At 72.1% G+C, this 16,281-nt stretch carries 17 protein-coding genes; 9 read left to right on the top strand and 8 right to left on the bottom strand.

The features are described from left to right. Window positions 1-5: 5 nt before the first annotated feature. Window positions 6-995 carry a formylglycine-generating enzyme family protein gene (locus ACIQM3_RS10095; protein WP_401621462.1) on the bottom strand — a complete coding sequence of 330 codons (990 nt, stop codon included), beginning with the start codon at window positions 993-995 and terminating at the stop codon, window positions 6-8. 258 nt (window positions 996-1,253) lie between these two features. Between ACIQM3_RS10095 and ACIQM3_RS10090 the strand changes: the two genes are divergently transcribed. From ACIQM3_RS10090 to ACIQM3_RS10080, 3 genes are all read left to right on the top strand, one after another. Beyond that, complete coding sequence (locus ACIQM3_RS10090) at window positions 1,254-1,970, top strand: hypothetical protein (RefSeq protein WP_401621459.1); 717 nt, start codon at window positions 1,254-1,256, stop codon at window positions 1,968-1,970. 118 nt (window positions 1,971-2,088) lie between these two features. Beyond that, window positions 2,089-2,778, top strand: coding sequence for a class F sortase (locus ACIQM3_RS10085; RefSeq protein WP_401621456.1), 690 nt, complete (start codon window positions 2,089-2,091; stop codon window positions 2,776-2,778). A gap of 210 nt (window positions 2,779-2,988) precedes the next feature. Then, a complete protein-coding gene (locus ACIQM3_RS10080; protein ID WP_401621453.1) occupies window positions 2,989-4,533 on the top strand; it encodes a HEAT repeat domain-containing protein in 1,545 nt (514 codons plus the stop codon). A gap of 4 nt (window positions 4,534-4,537) precedes the next feature. On the opposite strand, the gene ACIQM3_RS10075 is transcribed toward ACIQM3_RS10080, so the two are convergent. After that, window positions 4,538-5,092, bottom strand: a complete 555-nt coding sequence (locus ACIQM3_RS10075; RefSeq protein ID WP_401621450.1) for a DNA polymerase ligase N-terminal domain-containing protein — start codon at window positions 5,090-5,092, stop codon at window positions 4,538-4,540. Window positions 5,093-5,230: 138 nt separating this feature from the next. Beyond that, window positions 5,231-5,755, bottom strand: coding sequence for a DUF4232 domain-containing protein (locus tag ACIQM3_RS10070; protein ID WP_401621447.1), 525 nt, complete (start codon window positions 5,753-5,755; stop codon window positions 5,231-5,233). 194 nt (window positions 5,756-5,949) lie between these two features. Here ACIQM3_RS10070 and ACIQM3_RS10065 point away from each other — a divergent pair, with 194 nt between their 5' ends. Both ACIQM3_RS10065 and ACIQM3_RS10060 read left to right on the top strand, forming a co-directional pair. Further along, the gene (locus tag ACIQM3_RS10065; protein WP_401621444.1) at window positions 5,950-6,867 is read left to right on the top strand and encodes a family 16 glycosylhydrolase; all 918 of its coding nucleotides are present in this window, start codon (window positions 5,950-5,952) and stop codon (window positions 6,865-6,867) included. Between the two features lie 60 nt (window positions 6,868-6,927). Continuing rightward, window positions 6,928-7,920, top strand: a complete 993-nt coding sequence (locus ACIQM3_RS10060; protein ID WP_401621441.1) for an aldo/keto reductase — start codon at window positions 6,928-6,930, stop codon at window positions 7,918-7,920. Between the two features lie 9 nt (window positions 7,921-7,929). Here ACIQM3_RS10060 and ACIQM3_RS10055 read toward each other — a convergent pair whose 3' ends face one another. The 4 genes from ACIQM3_RS10055 to ACIQM3_RS10040 all read right to left on the bottom strand — a co-directional run bounded on the left by ACIQM3_RS10055 (window position 7,930) and on the right by ACIQM3_RS10040 (window position 11,375). Continuing rightward, complete coding sequence (locus ACIQM3_RS10055) at window positions 7,930-9,111, bottom strand: serine/threonine-protein kinase (protein ID WP_401621438.1); 1,182 nt, start codon at window positions 9,109-9,111, stop codon at window positions 7,930-7,932. 241 nt (window positions 9,112-9,352) lie between these two features. Continuing rightward, window positions 9,353-10,042, bottom strand: coding sequence for an HAD family hydrolase (locus ACIQM3_RS10050; RefSeq protein WP_401621435.1), 690 nt, complete (start codon window positions 10,040-10,042; stop codon window positions 9,353-9,355). A 24-nt stretch (window positions 10,043-10,066) separates the two neighbouring features. Then, complete coding sequence (locus ACIQM3_RS10045; protein WP_362927609.1) at window positions 10,067-10,546, bottom strand: Lrp/AsnC family transcriptional regulator; 480 nt, start codon at window positions 10,544-10,546, stop codon at window positions 10,067-10,069. A gap of 61 nt (window positions 10,547-10,607) precedes the next feature. Further along, complete coding sequence (locus ACIQM3_RS10040; protein WP_401621431.1) at window positions 10,608-11,375, bottom strand: SDR family NAD(P)-dependent oxidoreductase; 768 nt, start codon at window positions 11,373-11,375, stop codon at window positions 10,608-10,610. Window positions 11,376-11,511: 136 nt separating this feature from the next. Here ACIQM3_RS10040 and ACIQM3_RS10035 point away from each other — a divergent pair, with 136 nt between their 5' ends. Next, window positions 11,512-12,189, top strand: a complete 678-nt coding sequence (locus ACIQM3_RS10035) for a TetR/AcrR family transcriptional regulator (RefSeq protein WP_401621428.1) — start codon at window positions 11,512-11,514, stop codon at window positions 12,187-12,189. 59 nt (window positions 12,190-12,248) lie between these two features. Further along, window positions 12,249-12,716 carry a hypothetical protein gene (locus ACIQM3_RS10030; RefSeq protein ID WP_401621426.1) on the top strand — a complete coding sequence of 156 codons (468 nt, stop codon included), beginning with the start codon at window positions 12,249-12,251 and terminating at the stop codon, window positions 12,714-12,716. Window positions 12,717-12,895: 179 nt separating this feature from the next. Here the strand turns inward: ACIQM3_RS10030 and ACIQM3_RS10025 are convergent, their stop codons facing one another. Beyond that, window positions 12,896-13,276 carry an FKBP-type peptidyl-prolyl cis-trans isomerase gene (locus ACIQM3_RS10025; protein WP_401621423.1) on the bottom strand — a complete coding sequence of 127 codons (381 nt, stop codon included), beginning with the start codon at window positions 13,274-13,276 and terminating at the stop codon, window positions 12,896-12,898. Between the two features lie 423 nt (window positions 13,277-13,699). On the opposite strand from ACIQM3_RS10025, the gene ACIQM3_RS10020 reads away from it, so the two are divergent. Beyond that, window positions 13,700-14,491 carry an SDR family oxidoreductase gene (locus ACIQM3_RS10020; protein WP_401621420.1) on the top strand — a complete coding sequence of 264 codons (792 nt, stop codon included), beginning with the start codon at window positions 13,700-13,702 and terminating at the stop codon, window positions 14,489-14,491. 313 nt (window positions 14,492-14,804) lie between these two features. After that, entirely contained in the window at window positions 14,805-16,277 is a 1,473-nt protein-coding gene (locus tag ACIQM3_RS10015; RefSeq protein WP_401622396.1) for an FUSC family protein, read from the top strand. Window positions 16,278-16,281 lie beyond the last annotated feature (4 nt).

Below are 16,281 nucleotides of genomic sequence, written 5' to 3'. Positions count from 1 at the left end.
CGGGATCAGGCCGATCGCACGCAGCGGAAGCCGAGGTTCCCCGTCGTGCTGTCCGGCGTGTTGCGGGTACGCGCTGCCACCCGGTAGCGGTTGCAGTACGAGCGGTGGCACAGGTAGGAGCCGCCTCGGATCACCTTGGCGTCACCCGTGCCCGGGCCGCGCGGGTCGCTCCGGCGGGCCGCCTGACGGTCGGTGCTCCACCAGTCCTGGCACCACTCCCAGACGTTCCCCGCCATGTTGTACAGGCCGTATCCGTTCGGCTGGTAGGCGTCGACCGGCGCGGTGCCCGCGTATCCGTCCTCGGCGGTGTTCTTCGTGGGGAAGTGCCCCTGCCAGACGTTGCAGCGGTGCTCCCCGTCCGGGGTCAGCTCGTCGCCCCACGGGAAGCGTGCCTGCACCAGGCCGCCCCGGGCCGCGTACTCCCACTCGGCTTCCGTCGGCAGCCGGGCATCCACCCAACGGCAGTACGCCCGCGCGTCGTTCCAGGAGACGTGCACGACCGGATGGTCCGCGCGGTCCTCGATCCCGCTGCCGGGACCTTCGGGCATGTCCCACCGGACGCCCTCCACCCCGCACCACCACGGGGCGCCGTCAGGACGGCCGGCGCCGCGCCGGAGCGCGGCCGGCAGGAAACCGGCGAAAACGTACGACCAGCCGAAACGCTCGGCCTCCGTGACGTGACCGGTGGCCGAGACGAACTCCGCGAACCGCTCGTTGCTGACTGCCCGGGTGTCGATGCGGAAGGCGGACACCCGCACCTCGCGGACCGGGCCCTCGCCGTCCGCCCGGAACCCGTCGGGATCCTCGGAGCCCATGAGGAACGGTCCCCCCGGGAGCAGCACCATCCCGTCGGCGACAGGCTGCGCCGCTGATACCGCTGATGCCGCAGGGGCGACCCGGGCCTGGCCCTGCCCGGCGGAGGGGGCGGCCCCGGACGGGCCGTCAGGCCTTCCACGGCCGGGGGAGCAGCAGCCGGCCGGTGCTATGTCGTTCATGCCGTGATCCTACGAGCACCCCCTGAGCCCCCTACACCGGTGATCGTCGCCGCCCAAACCTCCTCCCGGCGTGGCGTGCCGTCCAACGGGTGACATCTGGCTCCCTGTCACACGATGAGCCCACCGCTTCCCTCGAATGCGGCCTTCCCGAGTGGTGCGCCTCCGGATTTCAGCTGACGGTGGATCACGTCGCACCCGTGATCCGATGAGCCGACAACCAGCCGGCCAGCGCGGGGGTGGCGAAAGGATTGTGTATCCATGCGCTCTGCCCGCACCCTGTTCGCATCGGCCGCCGTCACGGCGGTCCTCGCGGTCTCCGTTCCCGCCGCATACGCCGTGACCTCGGCGGACGACTGGGACAAGGACAGCGGTTCCTCCGCCAGCAGCAACGACGACCGTGAGAAGCCGGACTCGTGGAAGCACGACAAGCCGGAAGGCGGCGTCCACACCGGTGGCGGCGCGCTCGCCGGTCTGTCGGCGGACGACTGGGAGAAGGACAAGGACAAGGAGTCCGGCTCCGGCAGCAACGACGACCGTGAGAAGCCGGACTCGTGGAAGCACGACAAGCCCGAGGGCGGCGTCCACACCGGTGGCGGCGCGCTCGCCGGCGTGTCGGCGGACGACTGGGAGAAGGACAAGGACAAGGAGTCCGGCTCCGGCAGCAACGACGACCGTGAGAAGCCGGACTCGTGGAAGCACGACAAGCCCGAGGGCGGCGTCCACACCGGTGGCGGCGCGCTCGCCGGCGTGTCGGCGGACGACTGGGAGAAGGACAAGGAGTCCGGCTCCGGCTCCGGAGACAGCGAGCAGACCTGGAAGCACGAGAAGCCCGAGGGCGGCGTCCACACCGGCGGTGGAGCGATGGCGCTCTCCGGCAGCGGCCTGGCCGCCGGTTCGGTGCTGATGCTCGGTGGCCTGGGTGCCGCCGCGTACAAGCTGCGCCGCCGCAACGCCTCGGGTGCGGCTGCCGCCTGACCGGCGCTCCGCCCCGCTGATCGAATCTGTCGTGGCCGCCGCCCTCTCCAGGGCGGTGGCCGCGCCGATTTCCCCGTACCGCCACCCGTCCCTCCCGTACGCGAAAGGCAGCATGCGCATGGCCGCCCCGCAGCCGTCAGAACCAGCCCCCGCCTCCCCTGCCCTCGGCCGTTCCCTGCTGTGGCCCGTCGCGGCGGTGGGGCTGGGCTTCCTCCTCGTCTACAACTCCTTCGACGCGTCGGCCGGAGTCCCGCCGGCCCCTGCCGTGGTGTCCCTGCCCGCGGCTTCGGCGCCCGCCTCGCCCACACCGTCGGCATCCGCGCCGGCCGCCGGCCTCGGGCTGCCCCGGTCCGAGCCCGAACGGATCTCGATCAAATCGATCGCCGTCGACGCCCCCTTCACGCCCCTGTCGATCGGCCCCTCCGGGCAGCTGGACGCACCGCCCGCCTACGACGCCAATCTGGCGGGCTGGTTCAAGGACGGCGCCACCCCCGGCGAGCGCGGCACCTCGGTGGTGGCCGGGCATGTCGACACGAAGATCGGACCCGCCGTCTTCCTGCTGCTCAGCACGCTCAAGGCCGGCAACACCGTGGACATCACCCGCCGGGACGGCGCAGTCGCCACGTTCAAGGTCGACACGGTCGAGACCTTCAGCAAGGAGGACTTCCCGGACGACCGCGTGTACGCCGACAACGGCACCGCCCAGCTGCGGCTGATCACCTGCGGTGGTGTCTACGACAAGAAGAAGAAGGACTACGAGGACAACGTGGTGGTGTTCGCCCACCTGACCTCCACCACGAACTCCTGAGGAGGTCCGGCCCTTGCCCCTGACGCACGGGTGAGGGCTCGGCGTCTGCGTGCTTCCGGCCGACCGGGCCCGGAGCACGCAGACGAGGAGTCCGCCCATGACCGCACGCCCGGCCCTGGCGCGTACCTCCCGGGTGCGGAGACCGCCCGCCCCGTGGCTCCCCGGCTGCCCTGGCCGGAGCGCATGGCGCTCGCCGGTTCCGTACGCGCCATGACACACCCTCAGCACGTGCCGGCGCTGCGGCTGCTCCGTGCCTGCGATGCCGTGCCGGTCAGAGGCGACCTGGACCGGGCCCTCGCCGCCGCCCGCCTCGACGACGACGTGCAGAAGGCCGAGAACGCCGTACTGCGTGAGGCGTTCGGCGTGCCGGAGCCGCCCACGGCCGGTGAGGAGGCGGAAGCGTGGCGGTCAGCGCTGCGCCCGGCCCTGCGCACCTCTCGCGCCCTGGAGGAGTTCCGGCGCCGCGCCCCGTACCCGCCGGACTCCAGGCAGCGCCTCGGCGCCCTCGTCGACGCGTACCCCGATGCCGGCGACGACGGGGTACGCGCTCTTCTGGTGGACTGGATGACGGGCCTTCAGCCGCTCGGCGCACCCCCGTGGACGCTCTCCGAGACAGGCGGCCCGGCTTCGGAAGTCGTACGCGACGCCCCCGGCCGGCCGCGTTCCGCCGAGCGGCGCACCCGGCTGATGGACACGCTGGAAGCGCCGGATCCCGGCCGCCGATCCGGCGCCGCCCGGGAGCTCCTGGACTGGCCGGAGCCGGAGCCGGCACGCGCGGTCCTCGACGCGTACCTCCGAGGACGTGTCGACCTGCCGTCCGGAGGCTGCCTGGCGCGCGCCCTGGCCACCGTCGCTCCCGCGGAGCTGGGCGGTGAAGGGATCGTGCCCGCCAGGGTGGCCCGCCTCGTCCCGCACCTGGGCCCCTGGGAGACCGTGCCTCTGATCCCGCTGCTCCTCGGATGGTGGGAGCACGGCCCCGCCGGTCTCCGGACGGAGGCCGCCCACGCCCTGCGGACGGCGCCGGCCGAAGTCCTGGCGGATCACCTCCTGCCCCGGATCGAGGCCGGGGCATGGGGACTCCTGGACCTGCTGGCGGGACGGCCGCTGCTGGGCTCCTCGGACAGGACGAGGATCCGCGACCGGCTGCGCGCCGAGGGACGGGACGGCCTCGCCGAGGGGTTGGTCCTGGACGAGGGGCCGGGTTCCGTCCCCCGTACGACGGCTCCCACCGGAGCGGTCCACCGGCCGGGGCGCGCCGAACTGCTGCGTCTGGCCCGGACCGGGGGACCGGAACAGATACGCAGGGCCCTCTCCCGCCTCGCCGAGGAGCACACCGGCCGGGCCCCGGACCCGGACCCCGCCCTGAAGCAGGTCATCGGTGAGCTGCTGGCCCATCCCCGGCCCAAGGTGAGACTGCACGCCCACCGGACCTCGCGCACCATGCTGGACCGGCCGGCCCACCTGCTCCACACGGCCGTCCTGCTGGACGACTCGCAGCCGGACATCAGGCGCATGGCCATCAGGACGCTCTGCCACGCCGCGTGGGAACCCGCCGTTCCCGCGCTGGTCTCCCTGCTCGACCACACGCACCCTGCGGTCCGCGGAGAGGCCGCCGAGGGGTTGCTGCTGATGGGCGGAGCCGCGGTCCCCGCTCTGCGGCACGCCGTCGGCCAGGCCCGTCCCGACAGGCGCTCCCGCTACACAGGCGTCCTGGACCGGCTCACCGGCTCCGACGGCGCGCCGTCCCCGCGGTGAGTGCTCAGTGAGCGCCCTCCCGCTCGGCCACGGCGACCTGGTGCAGTGTGCGGCCGGTGCGGGCCGAGCGCGCGTGGTACGGGTCGGGGGTGCCCGCCCGGTCGTGGACGGCCTGCCGGTCGTTGGCCTTGATCAGCAGCCAGGCCTCCGGCCCCCGGGTCCCTTCCTCGTCGTCGATACGGAAGCGGGTGAGCGCGAACTCCCCGTGCAGCTTGGCCCCGTCGAGCCGGAACGTGGCGTGTCCGCGCTCCAGGGACTCGGCGAACGGGACGGGGTCGCCCGCGAGGTCGTGGCTGGTCGGGGTGTAGGTGCCCTGGTCCCAGACGATCACGGTGCCGCTGCCCTGCTCCTCCTGCGGAATGACGCCCTCGAACTCGCGGTATTCGAGGGGATGGTCCTCCGTCGGCACGGCCAGCCGTTTGTCGCTCGGGTTGTCCGACGGGCCTCGCGGCACGGCCCAGGACTTCAGGACGCCGCCGACCTCGAGACGGAAATCGAAATGCATGCGCCGGGCGTCGTGGATCTGCACCACGAACCGCCGTGTGCTCTCGCTGTCCACGCCTGATCCTTCCGCCGGGATGCGGTCGGACGATGCGCGCCTGCCCGGTCGAGGCCGCGCGGGCCCCGCACAGTCCATGCCTCCACTGTGCCGCTCGCGGCCGCGCGCCGCATGGCGGCGGCCGCGAGGAGAGTCCGGTCAGTCCGTGTACCGCTCGAGCGTCGCGTCGGCCGCCGCGCTCGAGCGGTGCCACCAGGTGGTCACCGGCTCCCAGACCCGCACCCCGTCCGGCGCCCCCAGCGAGGCGGCGTCGAAGGTCCGCCCGCGGTGCGCGGGGTCCCCGGCGACCGTCAGCCGGTCCACCACCCGCAGCTCCGTGGCCGCAGGGTCCAGCGTGCGCACCGCGGCGTAGCCGGATCCGCCCGCCGGCAGGCGGTACGGACCGCTCTCGCCGTCGGGTACCGGCAGGGCCGGGCCGTCCAGGTCGCCGAAGACGACCGTGGGGATGCGGTCGACGACGCAGGACTGCCGGCCCTGGTTGGTGACGCTGATGCGCAGCGTCTCGGGCTGTTCGGAGGCCGTGGCGGTGACCTTCAGACTGCTCTCCCGGCAGGCCGGGACAGCGGGGGCGGCGGAGGAGGCCGTCGCGGTGCCGGCCGGAGCCAGCAGGGCGAAGGCCAGGGCGAGGGTGGCGGGAACGGTGACTTCGGTACGGATGCGCATGAGTTGTCCGTTCCCCACCGCGCCGACTTCCACTCGTACCCGCCCGGTCCGGACCAGATCCTTGACGGGCCTCGGACCACTCCCTTAAATCAAGTGTTGAAAGATACCGCCCGGGGTGAGTGTGACAAGCGTTCACCTCTCGGCGTTCATCTGTCATGCGCATGACTGTCATCCCCCCACCCCGAAAAGAAGTGATGACCGTGCATTCTCCCCACCACGCCGTGCGCCGCCTCCCGAAGAGGCGCCGCAGGACCCTGTACGCCGCACTCTCCCTGGTCTGCTGCTCCGTGGTCATGACCGCACTTCCCGCCGGAGCCTCGGCCGCACCCGACCCCCACACGGCTGCGCCCTCCACCAACTCCCGGACGGCGGCCGTGGCCTTCGCCGACGAGTTCGACGGCCCCGCCGGCTCGGCCGTCGACGGGGGCAAGTGGCTGACGGAGACCGGCGACAACGTCAGCAACCACGAGCGGCAGTACTACACGGCGGGCAACAGCAACGCCGCCCTCGACGGCCAGGGCAACCTGGTCATCACCGCGCGCAAGGAGAACCCCGGCAACTACCAGTGCTGGTACGGGACCTGCGAGTACACCTCGTCCCGGCTCAACACCTCCGGAAAGTTCACCGCGACGTACGGACACGTCGAGAGCAGGATGAAGATCCCGCGCGGACAGGGCATATGGCCGGCCTTCTGGATGCTCGGCGCCGACATCGGCAGCGTCGGCTGGCCCAACAGCGGTGAGATCGACATCATGGAGAACGTCGGATTCGAGCCCGGCACCGTGCACGGCACGCTGCACGGCCCCGGCTACTCCGGCTCGGGCGGCATCGGCGCCGGCTACACCCTCCCCGGTGGAGCCGCCTTCGCCGACGACTTCCACACCTTCGCCGTGGACTGGGCCCCCGACTCCATCACCTGGTCCGTCGACGGAACCGTCTACCAGCGCAGGACACCCGCGGACCTCAACGGCAACCCCTGGGTGTTCGACAAGCCGTTCTTCCTCATCCTCAACCTCGCCGTGGGCGGTTACTGGCCGGGCGACCCCGACGGCAGCACGAGCTTCCCGCAGCAGCTCGTCGTCGACTACGTCCGCGTGACCACCGCCGACTGAGCGCGGACGCGGACGCGGACCGGCGCCGGCCACCGCCGCCGGTCCGCGTGCGGACGTAGCATGATCCGTATGGAGCAGCGCACACTCGGCAGGACCGGCCGTGACGTATCGGTCGTAGGACAGGGCACCTGGCAGCTGGGCGGGGACTGGGGCGAGGTGCGGGAGGCCGACGCCTTCGGCGTCCTCGACGCCGCCGTCGAGTCGGGAGTCACCTTCTTCGACACCGCCGACGTCTACGGCGACGGCCGCAGCGAACAGCTGATCGGCCGCTATCTGAAGGAACGCCCGGACGCGGACGTGCTCGTCGCCACCAAGATGGGCAGGCGAGCCGAACAGCTTCCGGAGAACTACGTCCTGGACAACTTCCGTACCTGGAACGACCGCTCGCGCGCCAACCTCGGCGTCGACACCCTCGATCTCGTGCAACTGCACTGCCCGCCCACGGCGGTCTACTCCTCCGACGCCGTGTACGACGCCCTCGACACGCTCGTCTCCGAGCAGCGGATCGCCGCGTACGCGGTGAGCGTGGAGACCTGCGCCGAGGCGCTCACGGCCATCGCCAGGCCCGGAGTCGCGAGCGTCCAGATCATCCTCAACCCCTTCCGCCTGAAGCCCCTCGACGAGGTCCTCCCGGCCGCGGCGGAGGCCGGGGTCGGCATCATCGCGCGCGTTCCGCTCGCCTCCGGGCTGCTGTCCGGCAAGTACACCGCCGACACGGTCTTCGCGCCCGAGGACCACCGCACGTACAACCGCCACGGCGAGGCGTTCGACCAGGGCGAGACGTTCTCCGGCATCGACTACGCGACGGGCGTGGCCGCCGCGGCGGAGTTCGCCGGGTTCGCTCCCGAAGGCGCCACCCCGGCACAGACCGCACTGCGCTGGATCATCCAGCAGCCCGGTGTCACCAGCGTCATCCCCGGTGCGCGGTCGGTCGAACAGGTGCGGGCCAACGCGTCGGCCGCCGCTCTTCCGCCACTCCCGCAGAGCACCCTCGACGCGGTGCGCGACCTGTACGACCGCCGGATCCGCGCGGAGGTCCACGCGCGCTGGTGAGCCGAAGGCTCAGTCGTTTTCGCCCTCGCCGTCCTGGGCCGGCTCCACCGCCGGTCCGGTCGGCGCGGGCGATTCGAGTCCCGCTGTCGGCGAGGAGCCGGGATCCGGGGTGTCCGCCGCCCCGGTGTCCGGAGCGAAGAGGATCGTGCCCAGATACACCGCAGCCAGGAAGGCGACCGTACCGGCCACAGCACTCGCCACGCGCGGGCGGCGGCGGATGGCCTCACCCGTGCTGATCCGGCGCGTCGTGGCCGATCTGGCCGCGGATCTGGACGTCCGGGGCGCGGGAGCCGCCCGTCTGCGGCCGCCGGACTGCGGCAGCCGGTACGTCGACGGGCCTCCGGCGGCCGGGCCGCCCGGCGTCGGCGCGGGAGGGACATGCGCGGCGGGCCGCGGGGCGGAGGCCGTGTGATGCGGGAGCGGCTCGGGCCGGCCACGCCAGGCATCCGTACGGAACCAGTCGGAGACCTGTTGAGCGCTCGGCCGGTCCTCGGGCTGCTTCGCCAGCAGGCCGAGGAGGTACGAGTCGAACGCGGGGGAGACGTCCACCCCCCGCTGTCTGACCGGCACCGGAGGCGTGTCCACGTGCTGGTAGAGCGTCGCGGTCGCCGTGTCCGAGCGGAACGGCGGCTGCCCGGCCAGCAGTTGATAGATGACGCAGCCCAGTGAGTACATGTCCGACGCGGAGTCCGCCGTACGGCCCAGGGCCCGCTCGGGAGCCAGGTAGAGGCTCGTACCGACGATGTGGCCGGCCGTCGTCAGCGCCGTCGAGGGGTCGTCGACGAACTGGGCGATGCCGAAGTCCCCGATCTTCACGGACCCGTCGGCGTCCAGCATCAGGTTGCCGGGCTTGATGTCCCGGTGGACGATGCCCTGCCGGTGAGCGGCGGCCAGACCGGCGGCTGCCTGGCCGGCGATTCGGGCGACCTGCTCGGGATGGACGGTCTCCTGAGCCTCCAGCAGATCCCCGAGGCTCCTTCCCTCGACCAGCTCCATCACCAGGTAGAAGCGGTCCTCCCAGGAGCCGAAGTCGAACACGGCCACCAAATGAGGGTGGCTCAGGCGCGCGGCCGTCTGCGCCTCGAGGCGGAAGCGCGCGGTCGACGAGGCATCGGCCTGGTCGCCCAGCAGCAGCTTCACCGCCACGGCGCGGCCCAGCACTTCGTCCGTGGCGCGCCACACCTCACCCATACCGCCACGGCCGATGGGGGATATCAGCCGGTACCGCCCAGCAACCAGCACCTGTGCACACCAATCTCGAATTATGGCCCTCTCCGACTGCCGCGGCGGCGACCTCATCGGGCTCATCGCCTCGGTACGGTGCGTCGGGGTGCGCGGCATGATCAGGATATCCGTCCCCGGGACCCCCGCTCGCCCGGCCGGAGCACGAGACGCCGGATCCGGCCAATCGACGGGCCGGACCGGCTTGTTCTCACCCGGCGCGGAGCCAGTCCAGCATGGCGGCAGCGGTGAATTCCGCCTGTCCGCCCGGGAACAGCAACTCCGCCCTCCCGAACTCCGCGCCGTCCGCCGTCGCATGGGCGTCGGGGACGGCGACGCACCGCATCCCCGCCGCGTGAGCCGCCCGGACTCCGGGGACGGCGTCCTCCAGGACCACGCACGAGCCGGGCGCCACACCGAGCCGCCGAGCCGCCTCCAGGAACACGTCGGGCTCCGGCTTTCCGTGCGCCACCTCCTCCGCGGACACGTACAGCGGGAGGTACGCCTCCAGCCCCGTGACCGCGAGCGAGGCCGCGATCGCCGCCCTGGAGGACCCCGACGCCACCGCCATCGGCACCCCCTCCCCGTGCAGCCGCTCGACGAGGGCGCGCATCTCCGGGAAGGCCTTGGTGGACACCCCGGCGAGCTCCAGGTACAGGGCGTTCTTGCCGGCCAGGAGTTCGTCGACCGGCGCCTCGATCCCGTACTCCTCCCGCAGGACCGTGAGGGTCTCCCGGGTGCCGATCCCGATGAAGCGGGTGTGGTTCTCCCAGCTGAAGTCCCGCACGCCGTACCTGGCGAGGAGCCGGCGCCCCGCCTCGTAGTAGTTCGGCTCGCTGTCCACGAGGGTGCCGTCGAGGTCGAAGAGGACGGGCGGGGCGGAGAGGGGCGCGGTCTTCATGGCCTCCAGCATGCCCGACGGTGATCACCCGGGGCCCGCTGCCCGCCCCACCGACTCGACCAGCGGCAGGACCCGGTGTGCCACACGCTCGCGCAGAGCCACATCCGTCCGGGTCCTGACCACTCCGGGGAGCTGGATCAGCTGCTGGATCACGTCCTCCAGATGCCCGTTGTCGCGGGCCACGACGCGCGTCAGGAGGTCTCCGCCCCCGGTCGTCGAGAACGCCTCGATGATCTCCGGAACGGCGGCGAGCGCGTCACCGACCTCGTCCAGATGCCCCTGCGTCACCTCCAGGTGTACGAAGGCGAGTACCGGGTGGCCGAGGGCAGCGGGGGAGAGGGCGGGGCCCGTGCCCGTGATCACCCCGTCCCGCTCCAGACGGTCCATCCGGGCCTGCAGGGTGCCGCGTGCCACGCCGAGGATGCGCGCGTACTCGCGGACGCTGGTGCGCGGCTGCTCGATGAGCAGCCGAAGGATGCGGGTGTCGAGGGCGTCCACCGCCATGTCGGGCTGTGCTCCTCCCGGCTCGGTGATCGGTCGCCCGACTCTACCCAGGGCCAGGGGCTCAGACCGCGGACCAGCCGTTGTCGACGGGAAGGATCGCCCCGTTGATGTTGCTCGCCGCGTCCGATGCCAGGAAGAGGATCGCCGCCGCCTGCTCCTCAGCCCGGGCGGGCGAACCGACATTGCCCATGTAGGGGGCGAGGGCGGCCGGCCCGTGGGCGCCCCGGTCGGCATCGACACGGATGTTGGTGATCGTGCCGCCGGGCGCGATCGCGTTGGAGCGGATGCCCTTGTCGCGGTACATGACGGCCAAGGACTTGGTCAGGCCCGCGATGCCGTGCTTGGACGCCGTGTACGCGGCACCCGCGGCGCTGCCCCTCAGGGAGGCCTCGGAGGCGGTGAAGACGACGGCGCCCTTCCCCGCGGCGAGCATGTGCGGCAGCACGGCCCGCGTGAGGCGGAACGGGGCCGTGAGGTTGATGCCGATGACGCGCTCCCACTCGTCGTCACCGGTGTCGGCCGCCGCCGACATGCTGTCCATGATTCCGGCGTTGTTGACCAGGACGTCTATTCCGCCGAACTCCTCCGCCGCCGTCGCGGCCACCCGGTCGACGACGGCCTGCTCCCGGAGGTCCCCGACCACGGTGACAGCGGTCCCGCCGGCCTGTTCCGTCTCCTCCGCGACGGTTCGGGCGGCGGCCTCGTCGACGTCGGCGATCACGATGCGGGCCCCTTCCTTCGCGAACAGCAGCGCGGTGGCCCGGCCGATGCCCGAGCCGGCGCCGGTGACGATGACGCTGCGGCCCGGGCCGCTGGTGGTGGTGCTCACGAGATGCTCCTCGGTTTCGACGGACGGCAGGGGTAGGCACGCTACCTTTAATGGCGGGCAGTGCCAAAATGGCGAGAGGTGCCAGAAAAGATATCGCTACGATGGGCGCAGCCGTGAAGGAAGGTGGCCGAAAACCGTGGAAGCCGCGCACCCCGGAGGGCCGCCAGACCCTGCCCTGGCCACCGCCGGAGCCGCGGCAGACGGTGGAGTCCGCCTCGGACGCCCGCCGCTGACCGAACGCCGCAAGGCCGCGACCCGGGTGGAGATCGCCCGCGAAGCCGTGCGCCTCTTCGCCGACCGGGGTGTGGCCGCGACCACCGCCGAAGAGATCGCCGCCGCTGCGGGAATCTCGCAGCGGACCCTGTGGCGCTACACCTCCTCGAAGGAGCTGTGCGTCCGCCCCCTGCTGACCTACGCGCTCGACTTCGTCATCGCGCTCATGAGGTCGTGGCCACGCGACCGGCCGCTGGTGGAAGCCGTCGTGGGGAGCTCGTCCTCGCACCCGGTCGCATCGGCGGACACCGACGCGGACGCCCTGCGCGACCTGGTCCTGCTCACCCGGACCGAACCCGGGCTGCGCGCCGTGTGGCTGCAGGTCCACCACGACGCGGAGCCGGCCTTCGCCGCGGTCATCGCCGAGCGGACGGACCATGGGCCGGACGACCTGGAACCAAGGGTGCAGGCGACCCTGCTCAACGGGGCGCTCCGCATCGCGGTCGAGCAATGGGCGTGGAGCACGGACCCGCAGCCGGCTTCGCTGTCCCGCACCATTTACCGCGCGCTGGGGATCGCCCGGTCCGGCCTGTCCGACTGACCACCCCCGCCCGGAGCCTCCGGACGTGTCCGCTCGCACTGCCCGTCGTTGACCAGGGCATGAACCTGCGGTCCATCCCCCTCGTGCTCGTCGCCCTGCTGGGTACGGCCGGCTGCGTCTCCGTCCAGGCCGAAGCGGAGAGGCCGGCGTCCCCCGCCTCCGTGCGTCCCGGGAACGCCCCCGCCGCGCAGGCGTCCACGGTGCCCACCGCGCCACCGGCCGTCCATGACGCCCTCGGGAAGACCGAGGAGGGGCCGGACGATGCGGATGGCGAGAACCGGAAGAAGGAGAAGGGGCCGCGCGCTCCGGCCAGGCGTGCCGACGCGGTCGCGCCCCCAGTCCGCCAGGAGGCGCGGAACCAGCCGCGACGTGCGGCTCCCGCCCGGCCCGGACCGCCGCGCGGCGTGGGCACGCCCCACCGGGCGAGGCCGCGGCAGACGTACGACATGCGCGCCGTCTGTGCGACGGGGCGGGGGGTCGCGTCCGCCGACATCGTCGACCTGTGCCGCACCACGTACGGCCGTTGACGGGGGGCGTCACGGAGCGCGTGCGAGGGAAGCCGTCCGCGCCGGGGTTCGGCCCAGGAGGGGCGCTGTTCGCGCAGGTCGCCGGCCTTGACGCCGAGCAGTAGCAGTATGACGGCCGGCAGCTCTGCGATGACGATGATCCGGGGCGTCCAGAAGGGCACGGCGGGCAGCAGAAGGCCTCAGACTGCGACGGAGAGCAGATCCACCACGAAGACGAGTGTCGAGCCCGCCGGGATCAACGGCGAGGGTGACTGGTTGCCGTAGCCGAGGCGCGGGGGAACGATGATTTCGCGCCGGCCGCCGACCTTCATCCCCCTGACCCCGCGGTCCCAGCCCTTGATGACCTTGCCGCCGCCCACGGCGAACTTGAACGGCCGGCCCTGGTCCCAGGAGGTGTCGAATTCCTTCCCGGACTCGAAGGTGACCCCGACGTAGTGAACCTGGACGACCCTGCCCGGCTTCGCCTCAAGACCGTCCCCGACGACGAGGTCGCGGACTGTCAGCTCGGTGGGGGCGTCACCCTCCGGAAGGTCTGTCTCGGGCTTCATCAGTTCACTCATCGCACCCTCATTCGCTCGCCGCCGGAAGCCCTCGTACAGACCGGCCAGGCGCATGGTCACTCCATGCAGTAGATCATCACGCAGATCGCGCTCACGGAGAGTGGTCCGATATACGCGCGGACCGGGCCACGGTCACCTGTGGTGACCGACGAGGAGCCGTCGACGGCCTGGAACCGGTGACCTACGAGCAGTACGCCGCGGCACTCGCCACCGTAAGCCGCTGAGGCCGAGCACGACGTGATCTTCACCGACCTCGTCGTCCGCACCACCTGGCGCCGGAGTCCAGTGGCGGGTTCCTGGAGTGCGTGGGCGCAGCACCGTCGGCTGCCTCACGGGCTCAGGGGGCCGACCCGCACCGGCGCGAGACGTACGGCCGCATAATTCGCATGCGGCGGACACGGACGCGCACGAGGATGCCGAGCGATGACGAACTCACCGCAGCACAGCACGCCACACGCCCGTCCCCTCGCGCTCGTCACAGGAGCCGGCCGCCCCGAGGGCATCGCGTACGCCATCGCACTGGAACTCGCGGGCGGCGGCTGGGATGTGGCCTTCTCCTATCTGACCTCCTACGACGACCGGATGGACTGGGGCGCGACCCCGGGTGCGGCGGACCGGCTGAGCGCCGAACTCGCCGGACTGGGCGCGGAGACCGCCGGGTTCGAAGCCGATCTCGCCTCCCCGGACACCCCTGCCCAGCTCTTCGACGCGGTCACCGGACGTTTCGGCGGACGCCCCGTCGACGCCCTCGTGATGTGCCACGCCGAGTCCGTGGATTCCTCGATCCTCGACACGAGCGTCGAGAGCTTCGACCGCCACTTCGCCGTGAACGCCCGCGCGAGCTGGCTGCTGCTCAAGGAGTACGGGTCCCGGTTCGCGGGAACGCCCGGGCGCGGCCGGATCGTCGCCCTCACCAGCGACCACACGGCGCACAATCTGCCCTACGGGGCCAGCAAGGGGGCCCTCGACCGGATCGTCCTGGCCGCCGCCCGGGAGTTCGCCGGGCTCGGGGTGACCGCGAACGTGATCAACCCGGGGCCGGTGGACAACGGCTGGATGCCCGCCCCGCTCAAGGCGCGGCTGACTGAGGCCACACCGCTGGGGCGCCTGGGCGTCCCGCGCGACTGCGCGAACCTGGTCGGATTCCTCTGCTCCGAGCGGGGCGGCTGGATCAACGGGCAACTGCTCAGCAGTGACGGCGGGATCGGGAGCTGACCACCGGCCGTCGGTCGCCCGACTCGGAGTCGCGTCGTTCAGGACTTCCGACTGTTCGTGCGGCGGTATCGCGTGTGGCTGGTCCGTTGGCTCGGCCGTGGCCGATCGATGGCAGCCTTCTCTGAGCCAATGGCCCAGAGGATTGGGTCCCGGTTGAACCATCAGCCCTCCAGGTGCTGAGATGGAGATATCAATGGCGCTGCGGGTCCCCCCGGGATCTCGCGGCGCCTTTCTCATGTCTGTGCTGGTCTGTGTGCGAAAGGTATGGGGCAAGTTGCTGAAGAGGGCGTTCGTGGCACCGGATCCGGGGCGCATGCGGCTGCGGTTCGCCTCCCGGGCAGTGCTCGGCATCGGGCTCGCCGTCGCGCTGTGCGGGGCCGCCGGTCACTCGTTGGCGGCGGCCGTCACCGGTGGCCTGGCCGCGCTGCTCGCACTGTTCACCGTGACCGACGCGACGGTGCGTGGGCAGGCGATCACGACCGCGTTCCTCCCCGCCGTCGGTCTCCCGGTGCTCACGCTCGCAGCCGTGCTGCACGACGTGCCCGTCGCCCGCGACCTGGCGTTCCTCGCTGTCGTGGGGGCAGGGGTGTACGCGAGGCGTTGGGGGCCTCGCGGGCACTCGCTGGGCGTGTTCGGCTTCATGTCCTATTTCGCCGCCCAGTTCCTGCACACCGTGCCCGGCCAGCTGCCCGAGCTGTACGCGGCCGTGCTGCTGTCGCTCGTCGCGTCGTCGGTGGTGCGGTTCGGCGTGTGGTGCTACGAGCGGCGGTTCGGGGCCCCCGTGGCGGTCGCCCTCCCCGCCGGGGCATCCGGGCTCGGGCGGATCACGACGCGGCAGGCCGTGCAGGCGACAGCCGGGGCCGGGTTCGCGCTCGCGGTGGGGCAGGTGCTCTCCGACCAGCGTTGGTACTGGGCCGTCGGCGCCACCTGGTGGGTGTTCGTGGCCACGACCTCGCGAGGCGAGACCGTCGTTCGCGGGTTCCGGCGATTCCTGGGAACGGTGCTCGGCATCGGGTTGGGCTTCGCCGTGGCTGTGCCGTTGCACCATGAGCCGGTCGTGGCCGCCGCGGTCGTGGCGATCAGCGTGTTCGGGATCTTCTACACCGCCGCTGTCTCCTACACCTGGATGATGCTGGCCGTGACCGTCATGGCGAGCATGCTGTACGGGCTGCTCGGCGTGCTCGACACGGGTCTGCTCGTGCTGCGGGTGACCGAGACGGCGGTCGGGGCGATCGGCGCCGTACTGGCGGTGCTGTTCGTGCTGCCGGTGACGACTCACTCGGTGACCGAGGCCTGGGTGGAGCGTGCGCTGCGATGCGTGCACACGTGCACGGCGGAGGCCGCCGCCCGCCTCGCCGGGAGCGAGGACGCCGACCCACCTGGCCGCGTCGTCGAGCTGGAGGCGATCCTCGGCCGGGTGCGTTTGTCGCTCGCGCCGCTGGTGCACCCGCTCAACCCGCTGAAGGCCCGCAAACGACGGGCGCGGCAGGTGCTCGCACTGCTGGACGACTGCGTACGCGAGGTGCGCGGCCTGGCCTCCGTCGCTGCCGACCCGGAGGCCTCGCACGACGTCCGGCTCGCCGCGGCCTGCTGGCGGGTGGAAACGGCTGTCGAGGCCCTCACAGATGCGCCGGCCGTGGGGCGGCACCTCCGACCCGACGACATGACAGCTACGGAGCCGACGGGCGCCGAACAGATGCTCGCCCATCTCCATGCGCTGGAGCAGGCCCTGCTCGAACTCGCGGTGCCTCTTCGCAGGTCCCGCCGGATTCCTGCCGGCGCCTGAGCCG

It is taken from the genome of Streptomyces sp. NPDC091271 (genome assembly GCF_044757505.1).
Lineage (GTDB): Bacteria > Actinomycetota > Actinomycetes > Streptomycetales > Streptomycetaceae > Streptomyces.
This window is presented reverse-complemented; position numbering and strand designations above follow the sequence as displayed.

What these genes read in the sequence shown, in the direction of transcription:
- ACIQM3_RS10070 (WP_401621447.1), bottom strand. Translation starts at nt 5,755, where the DNA reads ATGCGCATCCGTACCGAAGTCACCGTTCCCGCCACCCTCGCCCTGGCC.
- ACIQM3_RS10050 (WP_401621435.1), bottom strand. Translation starts at nt 10,042, where the DNA reads ATGAAGACCGCGCCCCTCTCCGCCCCGCCCGTCCTCTTCGACCTCGAC.
- ACIQM3_RS10065 (WP_401621444.1), top strand. Translation starts at nt 5,950, where the DNA reads ATGACCGTGCATTCTCCCCACCACGCCGTGCGCCGCCTCCCGAAGAGG.
- ACIQM3_RS10090 (WP_401621459.1), top strand. Translation starts at nt 1,254, where the DNA reads ATGCGCTCTGCCCGCACCCTGTTCGCATCGGCCGCCGTCACGGCGGTC.
- ACIQM3_RS10080 (WP_401621453.1), top strand. Translation starts at nt 2,989, where the DNA reads ATGACACACCCTCAGCACGTGCCGGCGCTGCGGCTGCTCCGTGCCTGC.
- ACIQM3_RS10025 (WP_401621423.1), bottom strand. Translation starts at nt 13,276, where the DNA reads ATGAGTGAACTGATGAAGCCCGAGACAGACCTTCCGGAGGGTGACGCC.
- ACIQM3_RS10020 (WP_401621420.1), top strand. Translation starts at nt 13,700, where the DNA reads ATGACGAACTCACCGCAGCACAGCACGCCACACGCCCGTCCCCTCGCG.
- ACIQM3_RS10045 (WP_362927609.1), bottom strand. Translation starts at nt 10,546, where the DNA reads ATGGCGGTGGACGCCCTCGACACCCGCATCCTTCGGCTGCTCATCGAG.
- ACIQM3_RS10030 (WP_401621426.1), top strand. Translation starts at nt 12,249, where the DNA reads ATGAACCTGCGGTCCATCCCCCTCGTGCTCGTCGCCCTGCTGGGTACG.
- ACIQM3_RS10015 (WP_401622396.1), top strand. Translation starts at nt 14,805, where the DNA reads ATGCGGCTGCGGTTCGCCTCCCGGGCAGTGCTCGGCATCGGGCTCGCC.
- ACIQM3_RS10060 (WP_401621441.1), top strand. Translation starts at nt 6,928, where the DNA reads ATGATCCGTATGGAGCAGCGCACACTCGGCAGGACCGGCCGTGACGTA.
- ACIQM3_RS10085 (WP_401621456.1), top strand. Translation starts at nt 2,089, where the DNA reads ATGGCCGCCCCGCAGCCGTCAGAACCAGCCCCCGCCTCCCCTGCCCTC.
- ACIQM3_RS10095 (WP_401621462.1), bottom strand. Translation starts at nt 995, where the DNA reads ATGAACGACATAGCACCGGCCGGCTGCTGCTCCCCCGGCCGTGGAAGG.
- ACIQM3_RS10055 (WP_401621438.1), bottom strand. Translation starts at nt 9,111, where the DNA reads ATGGGTGAGGTGTGGCGCGCCACGGACGAAGTGCTGGGCCGCGCCGTG.